The following is a 15,006-nucleotide window of genomic DNA, read 5'->3' on the forward strand; positions in this document are numbered from 1 at the left end:
ATCCTCCTCTTATTCAATCGATATTTTACCCATTGGATAGTAACCATCTTCTTCTCCAGAAATAGCAAACTTTATATTTCCTATTTCTTTAATTCCTGTTTCTATTCCTATTTCAATTATATATTCACCACATGGTATATCAGATGGTATCAATATACTTTCCTTACACAATATATCCATATCAGGAAGCCATTCCCTTATATCTTCTTTAATCGCAAATGAAAAAATTTCAGTGTTATTCCGAAGTCTTATAGTTAATGGATAATTATGATAAATTGGGGCTACTCCTACATTTGCCGTTAAAATACTAATAGGAAGGGATTGCCCTCTCTTAACTTTTTGTTCATATGTAAATTTTCTAATTTCAAAACGATATCCCATTTTTAAAAGCCAGCGTTCTACACTATCTTTCCACTCGTAGGGAACTGTAGTTCCTTTGCTGTTATAAGATGAAATATGCCATTTTAATGACTCATCAATAATATAATCAATATCCCAGCCTTGGTTATACCAGTCGTTCATATGCCAACAAGCTTCAAATACAACTGGTGCCTTTTTCCAAGAATCACCCATATTAAAGTTTTGAATGTTTTGTGGGTAGAAATCCAACATATGAGACCATTCGTCTCCATGGAATCCTCCCATATCGCCAAGACAGTCTACTCGAAAACCTATAGTTTCATTCCGTTCATTTATAATTTTTAACGACTTGGGATCATGCAGTAATGCCTGCATAGGAGTTATCTTAAAATGATTAATGTACGCATCAGTAATACGTCTTATTGCTTGTTCCTCTAAAAATTCTGTTCCTCCGCCTTCCCCCCATGCGCCAACGATGGCCATATCAACTGAGCTGATTAATGGATGACCATCAAAATGATCCCCAAAATTTTCAATAAATTCAGACCAATATTCAACATAAGGAGTGGTTACTGGATCTACTCTCCAAAATGGGAACTCAGGTTCTTCCTTATATTCCATTCGATACCATGTAGGGATATCTTCTTCATCACTTAATGTATAAGGCAAACACCGTACTACGGCCGTACATCCAAGAGATTTGGCATAATCTAATTTTTTTTCTAAAATATCCCACCTGTACTCTCCTTTTTTAGGTTCCATTTCCTTCCAGGTGACTCCACAATAATATACTTTACTATCGGGATGATTCCACGTTTTACTATTCTTGGTAAATTTATATTTTCTCGCTTCATTACCTTTGTTATCTTTTACTATTTCTACTTCTCCCATAAGCTGTGGGGATGCAATGAATCCAATACCAGGATTGGTAATTAATGCTTTGCTTATTTCTGGATATACAATAACTTGGTTACTCATTTGGCTCTCCTTCATATGTATACTTAACTTGAAAAATAGAACATCCTGTATTTTTATAAAACAGCGAAGTCTTTCTTAATTTATCACTTTTACAGCCTAAGAATTCGGAAAGACAGTCATAACACCTGATATACCCAACCTGTTTTCCAAATATTTTGATGTTTAGGGCAATTTCATCATTATATATTCTTTTACCACAATGTTTGCAATGTGCTTCTTTCATTTTTACCTACTTTACTATAGTATTACGCTTGTTTTGTTACGTTTTGTTACGTTTGTTTAGTAAATGTTATGTTAAAATTATATCACCTGTTTACTAATATGTAAACATATTTTTTCGTTTTATTTTTAATATTTCGTTAATTAGGTATTTCTAGTATTTTAGCTAATTAAACAATTAAATCCACACTAATCTATTTTAATGTTTTGAATATTGACAATCATCTCTATATAATATAATCTATTATTTAGATTACATTACATTCATTAACGTAATATATTACGAAACTAAATATGAATGTTTACTATTAAAGGGGGATAATAAATGAGTACAATTCGAGATGTGGCGAAATTAGCACAAGTATCAACAGCTACTGTGTCAAGAGTACTTAATAACGATTCTACTTATAAGATGACGGATGAAACCCGAGAGAAAGTATGGCAAGCTGTAACTAAACTAAATTACAAAACTAGCTCAACCGGGAAAATTAAATCTAAAAAAGTAGAAATCGAATCAATTAAAAGCGATATTAAGATTGGATGTGTTTTAAGTGTTACTGAAAAGAAATACAATGATCCATATTTTATGTCTATATTAAATGGAATAGAATCTAGGTTAATAGAAAAGGGATATGAAATTTCTTTTATTAAAACTGGCCCTGAACTAGAAGACAAGAAAAAATTATTTACTACCTTTAGCGAATCAGTCTCTGGACTTATTCTCATGGTTCCTCTTAGCGATGAAAGTTATGAATTTATTAAAAATCAGGTTCCTTATATTGTTGGTATTGATACAAAGCGTGGTGACATTGATAATGTTGCATATGATCATTATAATGTTTCAACTATGGCAGTTCAGCATCTTATAGAAAAAGGTCATAAAAACATAGGCTATATTGGAGGTGGCGGTCCAACAAAAAATATTAAGGAAAGCCAACGTTATAAAGGTTATTATTCCACAATACATTCAGCTGGTCTTAATGTTAAGCCTGAATGGGTAATTGATTGTTCTTGGGATGAAGATATTTGTATCGAGAAAATGAATCATTTAATCAAAACAAATAATTATCCCACAGCGTTTTTTGCTGCAAGTGATCTTATGGCAATGGCCGCTTTAAGCAGTTTGTATGATAATGACATATCAGTTCCTGATAATGTTGCTGTAATCGGACTTTCCAATATTGAAGTCTCTAAATATTCTAATCCGCCATTGACAACGATTGAAATTCCCACTAAAGAAATTGGTATGGTTGCTGTGGATCTTCTACTTGCTAGAATGAATGGAGATAATCTTCTTCCTAAAAAGGTAATTTTACCTACTTGTTTAATTAAACGTAGTTCAACATGAAAATTTTTCTGAAATTAACTCATTTACTTGTTGGTATACTTGTTCATGTGCTTAAACCACTCACAATTCGCTTCGCTACTTGTTCGTAGCATAAGCACATAATAAATATCAAAAAACCAAGAGAAAAGCTCTCTTGATTTTTTGATTATGTCTAATTAACAGAGTTTTAATTATCCTTTTAAGCCACTCGTAATCCGCTGCGCTACTTACTCGTAGCATAAGCATAGAATAAATAAAAAGAAACCAAGAGAAATACACTCTTGGTTTCTTTTTATTTATTCTATTGCCACTACTAACGTAGTGGCTCAAGATAACGCGTACGCGTTATCTTGGCTTATGCCAAGTTGCTATATCCCATCAAATGGATATCCACTGCTTTTGCCGCTTCGCGGCCTTCTCTGATTGCCCATACAACAAGTGATTGGCCTCTGTGCATATCACCTGCCACAAATACTTTTTCCACATTAGTCTGGTATTGATCTTTTTTTGTGGTTACATTTGTTCTTTCATTCAATTCTATACCAAATGCTTTTGCCACATACTCCTGGGTTCCTAAGAATCCAGCTGCAATAAGTACAAGATCTGCCTCTATCTCTACTTCACTGCCTTTTACTTCAACCATGGAATATCTCTTGGTATCTGGATTTAATTTACTCTCAAGCTTTACAATTTTAGCTTTACATACATTACCATTCTTATCTGCAATGAATTCCTTCACTGTAGTTTGGTACACTCTTGGATCTTTACCGAATACTGCAATTGCTTCTTCCTGACCATAATCTGTTTTTAAAACTTTAGGCCATTGTGGCCATGGATTGTCATCACTGCGCTGTTCCGGTGGTTTTGGCATCATCTCTAATTGCACTACAGATTTAGCACCGTGTCGGATTGCACTTCCTACACAGTCATTGCCGGTGTCACCTCCACCGATTACCAATACATTCTTATCTTTGGCATTAATATAAGCTTTATCTTCAAAATCAGAATCCAATAAACTTTTTGTAATACTTGTCAGATAGTCTACTGCAAAATATATCCCTTTTGATTTTCTTCCTGACACATTAATATCTCTGGGATTTGATGCACCACATGCCAGAATTACACGGTCATAATTCTTTAAGATCTCAGAAGCTTTTACATTATCACCAACATTTGCACCAGTGATAAATTCAACACCTTCTTCTTTCATAATGTCAATTCTGCGATCAATTACATGCTTTTCAAGCTTCATATTAGGAATACCATATCTTAATAGTCCGCCCACTCTATCAGAACGTTCAAACACTGTTATTGAATGTCCTCTCTTATTTAATTGGTCAGCAGCTGCCAATCCTGACGGACCCGAACCTATAATTGCAATTTTCTTACCGGTTCTGACCTTTGGTGGATTTGCTTTTACATATCCTTTTTCATAACCATTCTCAATGATCGCATCTTCATTTTCCTTAATAGCCACCGGGTCTCCGTTTATTCCATTGGTACAGGCGGCTTCACAAGGTGCCGGACATACTCTTCCTGTGAATTCTGGAAAATTATTTGTCTTAAATAATCTCATTAAAGCCTGCTCATCGTTTCCTGTGTATAATAAATCATTCCATTCCGGTATCACATTATTTAATGGACATCCCGATGTCATTCCGCCAATTAGAATTCCTGATTGGCAGAAAGGGACTCCGCAATCCATACATCTGGCTGCCTGACATTTCCTTTCCTCATCTGAAAGAGGAGTATGGAATTCATTAAAATTTTTAATTCGTATCTTTGGACTTATTCCTTTGTTACTGCTTCTTTCATATTCCATAAATCCTGTTGGTTTTCCCATGATATTCCCTCCTATCCTCTTGTATTGGCAAAGAATGCTTCAATTTGTGCCTGTTCACTGCTTAATCCTTTTTCCTCCATCTGAACAATGGTCATAAGCATACGTCTATAGTCATGTGGAATAATCTTCTTAAATTTAGGCAGGTAATCCATAAAATTATTTAAGATTTCTTCTCCTTTTTTAGAACCGGTAGCATTTACATGATCAATGATCATGTTTTTTAATTCCAGTACATCATATTTCTCTGTAACCGATTCAAATGAAATCAATTCTTTATTTAATTTACGGTATAAATCACTTTTTTCATCAAGTACATAAGCAATACCACCGCTCATACCTGCCGCAAAGTTCTTACCGGTTGTTCCCAGTACTACGACCCTGCCACCTGTCATGTATTCACAGCCATGGTCACCAACACCTTCTACAACAGCGATAACACCTGAATTACGTACGCAGAAACGTTCTCCTGCCACACCGTTAATATAAGCTTTACCACTTGTAGCACCATAGAAAGCAACATTACCAATGATAATATTTTGATCGGCTTCAAATTTAGAACCTTTTGGAGGATATACGATTAATTTACCACCGGATAAACCTTTACCAAAGTAGTCGTTACTGTCCCCTTCTAATTCTAAAGTCAATCCTTTTGGAATAAATGCACCAAAACTTTGGCCGCCACTGCCATTACACTTTACTACATAAGTATCTTCTTCTAAAGTACTTCCAAATGCTTTGGTAAGTTCAGAGCCAAGTATCGTTCCCAGTGAACGGTCTATGTTCGTAACATCTACGGCAATCTTTTTAGGTTCTTTTTTCTCTATTGCAGATTTTAATTGTTTTAAAAGAGCCTTTTCATCAATAGTACTGTCTAATTCAAAATCATATATCTGCTTTGGATCAAAGCAATTACCCTTCTTTTCCTTTGCATAAGGATTTGCCAGGATTGCAGACATATCTATATTACTTCCTTTTTCTGAATTTGATAAATCTTTTAATTTTAATAAATCCGTTCTTCCGATTAATTCATCCACAGTACGTATACCTAGTTTTGCCATAAGTTCACGCAATTCCATAGCAATGAACTTCATAAAGTTTTCAACATACTCTGGTTTTCCGCGGAATTTCTTTCTAAGTTCCGGGTTCTGGGTCGCTACGCCAACTGGACAGGTATCCAGATTACATACCCTCATCATAACGCAGCCCATAGTAATTAATGGAGCAGTTGCAAAACCATATTCTTCTGCGCCAAGAAGTGCTGCTACCAATACATCCCGGCCACTCATTAATTTACCATCTGTTTCAATCACTACTTTTGAACGTAATCCATTCATGATTAAGGTCTGATGAGTCTCTGCAAGACCCAGTTCCCAAGGAAGACCTGCATTGTAGATGGAATTACGTGGGGCAGCTCCTGTACCGCCATCAAATCCAGAGATTAAAATAACTCCTGCTCCTGCCTTGGCAACACCTGCTGCAACGGTACCAACACCTGCTTCCGATACTAATTTAACAGAGATTCTTGCATCTTTATTTGAATTCTTTAAATCATAGATTAACTGTGCCAGATCCTCGATAGAATAAATATCATGATGAGGTGGTGGTGAAATAAGGCCTACACCTGGAGTTGAGTGTCTTGTTTTTGCTACCCATGGATATACTTTTTCTGCCGGTAATTGTCCGCCTTCCCCAGGTTTTGCTCCCTGTGCCATCTTAATCTGTATTTCTTTCGCACTTACTAAATATTCACTTGTTACACCAAACCTGCCGGAAGCAACCTGTTTAATTGCAGAACATCGATTAATTCCATCTGCTCCTGTTTTCAATCTTTCAGGACTTTCTCCACCTTCACCACTGTTTGATTTACCACCTAAATTATTCATCGCAATGGCTAAAGTTTCATGTGCTTCCTGTGAAATAGAACCATAGGACATTGCACCTGTTTTAAATCTTCTTACAATGGAGTCAATTCCTTCCACTTCCTCCAGAGGAACTTCCTTCTCAGGATAATTAAATTCCAGTAATCCTCTTAGATTAACCGCATCTTCTTCTTTATTTACTAAGGAAGTATATTCTTTAAATGTATCATAATTGCCTGTTCTGGTGGCTTCCTGCAGCAAGTGGATTGTTTGAGGATTATATAAATGCTCTTCTTTATTACTTCTTAATTTATGACTTCCACTGCTCTCTAAAGTTAAATCCACATTTAATCCAAGAGGATCAAATGCTTTTGTATGAAGAGAATCAACCTGTTCTTCAATGTCTTTCATATTGATACCCCCAATACGGCTTACTGTATTGGTAAAGTATTTATCAATTACATCTCTGCTGATACCTATCGCTTCAAATATCTTAGAGCCCTGATAAGACTGTATTGTTGAGATACCCATCTTAGAGGCAATCTTTACAATTCCATGCAATACCGCATCATTATAGTCATTGACTGCAGCATAATAATCTTTATCAAGTAAATTACTACTAATTAATTCTTTAATAGATTCCTGGGCAAGGTATGGATTTACCGCACATGCTCCATATCCAAGTAAAGCAGCAAAATGATGTACCTCTCTTGGTTCTGCACTTTCTAATATCATTGCCAGGGAAGTTCTCTTCTTGGTTTTCACCAAGTATTGCTGAAGAGCAGATACTGCCAGCAAAGAAGGTATTGCCACATGATTCTCATCCACGCCACGGTCAGATAGAATCAATATATTGGCTCCATCCTTATAAGCTCTGTCTGCTTCTACAAAAAGATGATCAATTGCTTTTTCAAGGGAGGTATTCTTATAATAAATGATCGGAATTACTTCTACCCTGAATCCATCTACTTTCATATTCTTAATCTTTAATAAATCTGTACTTGTAAGGATTGGATTTCGTACCTTTAATACTTTACAATTCTCAGCTTTTTCTTCTAGGAGGTTTCCATCTTCTCCAATATAAACAGTGGTTGATGTAACAATTTCTTCACGAATTGCATCAATTGGAGGATTGGTTACCTGTGCAAATAACTGTCTGAAATAATTAAATAAAGGCTGTTCTCTCTTTGATAATACTGGAAGAGGAATATCCGCACCCATAGCCGCAGTTGGTTCTGCTCCTGTTTTAGCCATAGGAAGAAGGGAAGTCTTATAATCTTCATAAGTATAACCAAATGCTTTCTGAAGTCTTGCACGTTCTTCATCAGAATATTCTATAACCTTTTTATTTGGAATAGAAAGATTCTTAAGTTCTACTAAATTACTGTCTAACCATTCCCCATATGGCTGTCTTTTCGCATATGTCTCTTTTAATTCCTCATCAGAGATTAATTCCCCTTTTACGGTATCTACTAAAAGCATTTTACCTGGTCTTAATCTTTCTTTCTTCACGATTCTGTCAGCTGGAAATTCCAATACACCTACTTCTGATGAAAGAATCAGCCTGTCATCATCTGTAATGTAATATCTGGATGGTCTGAGTCCATTTCGATCCAGTACTGCACCCATAATATCTCCATCACTAAAGAGAATAGATGCAGGACCATCCCAAGGTTCCATCATTGTTGCATAATATTGATAGAAGTCTCTTTTCGCACCGGTAACATTATTGTCTTTATACCATGGCTCCGGAATTGTAATCATAACGGCCAGAGGCAGGTCCATTCCACTCATTACAAGGAATTCTAATGTATTATCAAGCATTGCAGAGTCAGAACCTTCGCTATTAATTACAGGAAGCACTTTATGCATCTCACCTGTTAAATATTTAGATTCCATAGTTTCTTCCCTTGCAAGCATTTTATCTGCATTACCACGTATAGTATTAATCTCTCCATTGTGTACTATCACACGGTTTGGATGTGCTCTTTGCCAGCTTGGATTTGTATTGGTGCTAAAACGGGAATGAACGATTGCAACCGCTGATTCATAATCTTTATCCTGTAAATCTTCAAAGAACAGACGTAACTGCTTCACCATGAACATACCCTTGTATACGATAGTCCTGCTTGATAAAGAAACAACATAAGTATTATCATTACTTTGTTCAAATGTTCTTCTTGCAATATAAAGTTTTCTATCAAAATCAAGACCTTTTTTTACATTTTTAGGCCTTTTAACAAACCCCTGCATAATATAAGGCATACAATCTAACGCTTTCTTTCCTAATACTTCAGGAACATTCGTCACATCTCTCCATCCTAAAAACTCCATACCTTCTTTTTCAACAATGATTTCAAACATTTTTTTTGCCTGATTTCTTTTTAACTCATCCTGAGGGAAGAAGAACATACCGATTCCATAATCTCTTTCATTTCCAAGCTTAATTCCAAGTGGTTTTACAGCCTTAGAAAAAAAATTGTGGGAGATTTGCAAAAGGATACCAACACCATCTCCTGTCTTGCCCTCTGCATCTTTTCCTGCACGGTGTTCCAGATTCTCAACAATGGTAAGTGCATCTTCCACTGTATTATGTGTTTTCTTACCTTTAATGTTAACAACAGCACCAATACCGCAGTTATCATGCTCAAATCTAGGGTCGTATAATCCGCATGGTCCTTGTTTTCCTTCTTCTAACATGCTATAACTCATATGCCTTCCTCTCTTTCCTTTACTTTTATGCATATTAATCATTACATAACATTCTATAAATAACGTTGCCTTTGCGAAAAAAAACGCCCTTGGATAAATTCCAAGAACGTCTTTGTTCAATGTGGTGATTATAATATATTATATTAATAAAATCAACTATTTTTTAATTTTAATTAAACAAATAACGCTTATATTCAAAATTTCTTAAATAATTAAGTTGTTTTTTGTGTTACATGGATAACTCTTTGTTTTACCTGAATTTTTTTAATATGATTTTATTTTATTTTCATATAATGATTTTCACTGATGGTACGATATATTTAATAACAGCAAATATCACAAGATCATGAACTTTGGATTTTCCTTTGAATCGAGGTGTACCATGAATTCAATACAAGTTTCCCAAAACTCCAATAAAGCATCAAATTCCCTGTCAGGTAATGGAAATACTGGAAGGCAGACGGGATATAGTAATTATAGTGCTGTATCCTCTGGTTCAAATACACAGGGAAATTTAAATAATACTTCTTTGACAGGCACACAGACAGCTTCTCCCACAGCAAATGTCCCAACAGGACAGATCCTGACCGGAGAAGTCATTGATATTAAAAGAAATGAAGTATCTATTAAGCTTCCAAATAAAGATATTATTACTGTTCCATATAAAGGAACCTCTGAATTAAAAATGGGGCAAAGGATAACTTTTCAAGTAATAATAGATCAAAATAATCATCCTGGTCTTGAACTAATGAATACTACTTCTTCTCCATTAAAATCAACAATAATGGAAGCGTTAGAGGCAGCCGGTCTTCCTAAGACAAATTCCAATCAGGAAATTGTACAGGAATTATTAAATCATCAGATGTCCATTGATAAACAAAGTATCCAGGATATCTTTCGTGCTTCCTTAGTACATAAAGATACCAGTATATCCACATTAGTCTTAATGACCAAGCATAATATACCTATAAATGAAACCAATGGAAAACAGTTTGAAAATTATCGGAATTACGAGCACAGAATAGTAAAAGAAGTAGAGCAGATCACAAATATCCTCCCAAACTTAATGGAAGACTTAGGAAAAATGGGCTCTGCTGACAAAATGGCTGCCTTTAATGAACAAATACTTCAAATACTCTTATCTGATGACACTAAAACAGATAACACCACTGTTCCTTCTACTCTTAGCCTTGCAAATAAAGAAACACAGGAACTATTATTGCTCCTTGAGAAATATCCTCTGGATACCGGCTTAAGGGCTGATATAATGAATCAAAAAGCTGATTTTATGGATGTAGTTACCACTCTCTATAAAGATTTTGAATTAGCAATAAAAGCCGACGAGAATATTCTGGAATCTTTAATGGCGGATGGTGAAGTAGATCCTTCAAGGCTAAACCTCAATCAGGATGCATTTAAAATCCCTCTTATAAATGAGATTATGGAACAATTTTCATCCTATCAATACGAATCAGGACAAATAGGTGCTTTTCTTTCTTCAGAAGATCGAATTGATTTATTACAGCAATTGGAGAGTATTCCACCTTCCAGGGAAATCAAACAGGCAATCTTGTCCGGAACAATTACGACCAAAGAAGTATTATCTTATATTAAAGATTATCTTCCACTGATGGATGAAAAATTAATGAATCGTATCCTTACAGGCAAAAGCTATAAAAATATACTAAAAGAACATTCATTATCCAAATGGACCCTGACGCCTGACTTTCTTAAGAAAGAAAACTCTGTTCCTTCTCTTTATGAAAAAATGTACAAACAGCTATCTGAACTGGAAGAACTAACTACTAACTTAAACAAGACATTTGAAGAACTAAGTACAAATACCTCCATCCATAAACTAGAGAATGATATCACAGCCACAAAGCAAAATCTCGATTTTATGAAAACATTAAATGAGTTATTTACCTATGTCCAACTGCCATTGCATTTAAGAAACAAAACGGTTCATAGCGAATTGTATGTATATACCAATAAGAAAGAATTGAAAAAGAATAAGAATAATGTAAGTGCCCTATTGCATCTTGATATGGATCATCTGGGCAGCATGGATATTCACGTAACTCTAAATTATAATCAGATTCTGGCGAAATTCTATCTGGAAACCGATGACTCCATTCAATTGGTAAGTGAACATATTGATGAATTGGGAGAAATATTGATCAGAAAAGGATTCCTTGTTCATTCAGAGATTCTAAAAAAAGAAAAAGAGATTGATATTGTAAAAGACTTTATCGAAAAAGAACCTCAAATATCCAGTCTGAAAAGATATAGTTTTGATATACGTGCCTAAGTATCAAAACTTTGAATCAAGCGGTGAAAAAGTGAAAACAGCGTATATATTCAGTTGATTGGTATCTACTGAATATATACGCTGATATTATTTGTAACTTAGACCTTGATATTTTTAATTGCTTTCTAAAAAACCTGCCTCAAATTCATCGAATATATAATTTAAAACAGAAGACATTCCTACAAATTCACATCCATAGAGATTACTTTCATCACGATCTTCTCTTCGAACAATTTTTACCACTGTATAAAGTTTTGAAAGCGGACCTCCTAATTGAATGCAGGCATTGAAATAATACTCCAGAGGCAGATCACCCTTTGATTTAAAGCCTATTCCTGTTTTTGAAACATTAATAACTTCAATTGGTTCATTAATATTATCCACATGAATATTATCCTGTTTAAATAATGATGAAATCTCTAATTTTAAACTAATTGGAAATCGCTTGCTTTTTCTTTTTTCAATCATTTTAACCTCCGAATACTTTACAAATATTGGTATCATTATATTACATATTGGTAAAATATACAAGGTTGTTTTCTTAAAAGTAAATCAACTATTTTACGATCATATAATATTCTTTTGCTGTCATTGTATAGATAATTCCGTAAAAGCAGGCAAATACTAAAATAGTTCCACAAGTACATAATGCAAATAACATTACATTGGTCAGATTAAATATTGTAAGCAATTTGGTAATTACTTGAAATGCAAAAGCAATATGAATGACTGCAGTAATAAGTGGTAAAAAGAATACCGTTAGTACCTGACTATGAATGATCTTTTTCACTTCATCATGACTGAGCCCTACTTTTTTCATAATTGCAAAGCGTTCTTTATCTTCATATCCTTCTGATATCTGTTTATAATAGATGATTAATATCGTTGCCATCATAAAGAGTATTCCAAGGAATATTCCAAGAAAGAACAGGCCTCCATATACAGAATAGAATGATTCTTTCGAAACTGCTGCTGCGTCAAAAAAACAATCAGGATAGTCTTTTTTTATAATATCACGCATTTCATTATGAACTGCAATAATCTCTTCATCACTTGCATCCAGATCAAATCCAATGTAAGTTGTAGGATTCGCCATTTCTTCACCATAAACATCCCCAACTTTAATTCTGATCTCATCTACTACACTCATATTTTTAACAACAATATATTGATTATTTACCACATCTACCTTATCAAAACCATCTATAAAGTTCTTCAATCGATCCTTAACTGTAAATGTTTCATCCAATATTATAATTTCATTTCCTTTAAGAGTTCTATCCTGGGTAAATAGCAAAATTTCATTTTCTTCTAAGATTTCTTCCTTCCCTGTGTTACGATTATAATCCTCCAATGGGATAAAATATAATCCGGTAAAACCTGTTAAGCTGCTATCTGTCATCTGCCCGGTACTAAACACATTGCCCTTTTGTTTCGCAACAAAAGAAATAACCTCCAAGTCTATTCTGTTCTTACCGGTAAGCTGATGTTTTTCTAATGTGTCATCAATAATTTTTCTAATTTGATCCCCATCTTCTTCTAAGAACGTTCCGGTATTGACTATAATATCTCTGGGATATCGATTGCGCAGCACGTCTTCCATACCAATGTAAAGAGAAATTGTTGTAGACACGATAACTAAGACCATGGTGGATAAAACACAAATATTGGCAAGACCAACTGCATTTTGTTTCATACGATAGATCATTCCTGAAACAGATATAAAGTGCTTCGTTTTATAATAATACCCTTTATTCTTACGAAGAAATTTAAGAAATGCAATACTAATTGCAGTAAACAGACAATATGTCCCAATAATCACCAGAATTACTGCCAGGAAAAAGTAACTAAGGGCAGCTAAAGGTTCCTTGGTCGTAATGGCAATATAATAACCACCTCCAAGACATAGCAGACCTATACCTACATATACCCACTTGGTCTTGGGTTCCCGCTCCCCGGTCTGACCACCTTTTAATAGTTCAATTGGTTTGGCAAGATGAATCTGTCTCATTGTATTTAATAGTGTTAAAATAAATATAATCCCAAATAAAATCAGTGTTGCAATGATTGCTTTTATTGATATGAAAAATCCCATTGGAACTTCAAAATTTAAGATCTTTAATAACATTAAAAACATTAATTTGTTTAATAAAATTCCCCCAAGAAGTCCTAATATAAGACTCACTAATGCCACATACAATGTTTCATACATGACTATTTTTGATAAATGTCTTTTCTCCATTCCTAATATATTAAAAAGACCAAACTCTTTTTTACGTTGTTTAATTAAAAAACTGTTAGTATAAAAAAGAAATATAACAGAAAATAAAGCAATCACATAGTTTCCTAAATTGAGGATCATTTTTAGATCATTTCCACCGGACATCTGATCCAGGCCCTGATTAATAGACATGGAATACATGATATAATACATTATTACAGTTCCAATGCAAGTCAATATATATGGTACATAATTTTTAGAGTTTTTCTTAATATTCGTTAGAGCTAATTTAGGATAGATCAGATTATTCATTTCTAACACCACCTGTCGCAATCAGTGTAAGAGTATCTGAAATCTTCTGATACAATTCTTCCTTTGTCATGGTCCCTCTATATAATTGGTGAAATACTTCTCCATCTTTAATGAATAAAACTCTTTTTGCATGGCTTGCTGCTTTCGTACTATGGGTTACCATTAGAATCGTCTGCCCATCATTGTTAATATCATTAAATAATTGAAGCAATTGATCTGTTGCATGAGAATCTAAAGCACCTGTAGGTTCATCGGCTAAAATCAAACTAGGCTCTGTTATTAATGCACGTGCTACTGCTGCTCTTTGTTTTTGCCCGCCCGAAACTTCATATGGAAATTTAGATAAGATATCATGAATTCCTAATTTCTTCGCGATTGGTTTTAATTTGAAACTCATCTCATCATAAGACTTTCCTGATAATACCAAAGGTAAAAAGATATTATCCTGTAGGGAAAAAGTATCTAAAAGATTAAAATCCTGAAATACAAAACCAAGATTATTTCTGCGAAATGCTGAAATATTCTTCTCCTTAATTCCTGACAGATTATCTCCATTTAACGTTACTTCTCCGCCAGTAGGTTTATCCAGTGCTGCAAGAATATTTAATAATGTTGTTTTCCCTGAGCCGGATTCCCCCATGATTGCCACATACTCTCCTTCTTCCACAGAAAAAGAAACATTAGAAAGTGCCTGAACATGATTTCCACCAAAACGTGTTGTATATACTTTTTTAAGATTATTTACTTCTAAAATTGCCATTTGTATAACCTCCTTTTTTACATGTTCAGTATATCAAAGAAAGAATTTGGCTCACCATAACTTTAGCTTACATTTTATAGGCTAATCTTACATTCCTGTAAGAT

Annotated in this window: 9 protein-coding genes; 2 read left to right on the forward strand and 7 right to left on the reverse strand. The window is 34.3% G+C overall.

Going from position 1 to position 15,006, the window contains the following annotated elements; genetic code table 11:
- Positions 1-9 precede the first annotated feature (9 nt).
- Both EDD66_RS11065 and EDD66_RS11070 read right to left on the reverse strand, forming a co-directional pair.
- Positions 10-1,338: a DUF4832 domain-containing protein gene (locus EDD66_RS11065; RefSeq protein ID WP_123609650.1), complete on the reverse strand. Its 1,329-nt coding sequence runs from the start codon at positions 1,336-1,338 to the stop codon at positions 10-12.
- Positions 1,331-1,561, reverse strand: a complete 231-nt coding sequence (locus tag EDD66_RS11070; protein WP_123609651.1) for a hypothetical protein — start codon at positions 1,559-1,561, stop codon at positions 1,331-1,333. The genes EDD66_RS11065 and EDD66_RS11070 overlap by 8 nt, the downstream gene beginning before the upstream one ends.
- Positions 1,562-1,882: 321 nt before the next feature.
- Between EDD66_RS11070 and EDD66_RS11075 the strand changes: the two genes are divergently transcribed.
- Complete coding sequence (locus tag EDD66_RS11075) at positions 1,883-2,905, forward strand: LacI family DNA-binding transcriptional regulator (protein WP_123609652.1); 1,023 nt, start codon at positions 1,883-1,885, stop codon at positions 2,903-2,905.
- Positions 2,906-3,239: 334 nt separating this feature from the next.
- On the opposite strand, the gene EDD66_RS11080 is transcribed toward EDD66_RS11075, so the two are convergent.
- Together EDD66_RS11080 and gltB are read right to left on the reverse strand one after the other, a co-directional pair.
- Positions 3,240-4,727, reverse strand: a complete 1,488-nt coding sequence (locus EDD66_RS11080; protein ID WP_123609653.1) for a glutamate synthase subunit beta — start codon at positions 4,725-4,727, stop codon at positions 3,240-3,242.
- An 11-nt stretch (positions 4,728-4,738) separates the two neighbouring features.
- A complete protein-coding gene (gene gltB / locus EDD66_RS11085; RefSeq protein WP_123609654.1) occupies positions 4,739-9,298 on the reverse strand; it encodes a glutamate synthase large subunit in 4,560 nt (1,519 codons plus the stop codon).
- 382 nt (positions 9,299-9,680) lie between these two features.
- On the opposite strand from gltB, the gene fliK reads away from it, so the two are divergent.
- Positions 9,681-11,609, forward strand: coding sequence for a flagellar hook-length control protein FliK (fliK, locus tag EDD66_RS11090; RefSeq protein ID WP_170164336.1), 1,929 nt, complete (start codon positions 9,681-9,683; stop codon positions 11,607-11,609).
- Between the two features lie 114 nt (positions 11,610-11,723).
- Here fliK and EDD66_RS11095 read toward each other — a convergent pair whose 3' ends face one another.
- The 3 genes from EDD66_RS11095 to EDD66_RS11105 all read right to left on the reverse strand — a co-directional run bounded on the left by EDD66_RS11095 (position 11,724) and on the right by EDD66_RS11105 (position 14,902).
- Positions 11,724-12,077, reverse strand: coding sequence for a PilZ domain-containing protein (locus EDD66_RS11095; protein ID WP_123609656.1), 354 nt, complete (start codon positions 12,075-12,077; stop codon positions 11,724-11,726).
- 88 nt (positions 12,078-12,165) lie between these two features.
- Entirely contained in the window at positions 12,166-14,142 is a 1,977-nt protein-coding gene (locus EDD66_RS11100; protein ID WP_123609657.1) for an ABC transporter permease, read from the reverse strand.
- Positions 14,135-14,902, reverse strand: coding sequence for an ABC transporter ATP-binding protein (locus EDD66_RS11105; RefSeq protein ID WP_123609658.1), 768 nt, complete (start codon positions 14,900-14,902; stop codon positions 14,135-14,137). The genes EDD66_RS11100 and EDD66_RS11105 overlap by 8 nt, the downstream gene beginning before the upstream one ends.
- Positions 14,903-15,006: the final 104 nt, after the last annotated feature.

Origin of the sequence: Mobilisporobacter senegalensis, from assembly GCF_003752155.1 — a bacterium.
Lineage (GTDB): Bacteria > Bacillota > Clostridia > Lachnospirales > Lachnospiraceae > Mobilisporobacter > Mobilisporobacter senegalensis.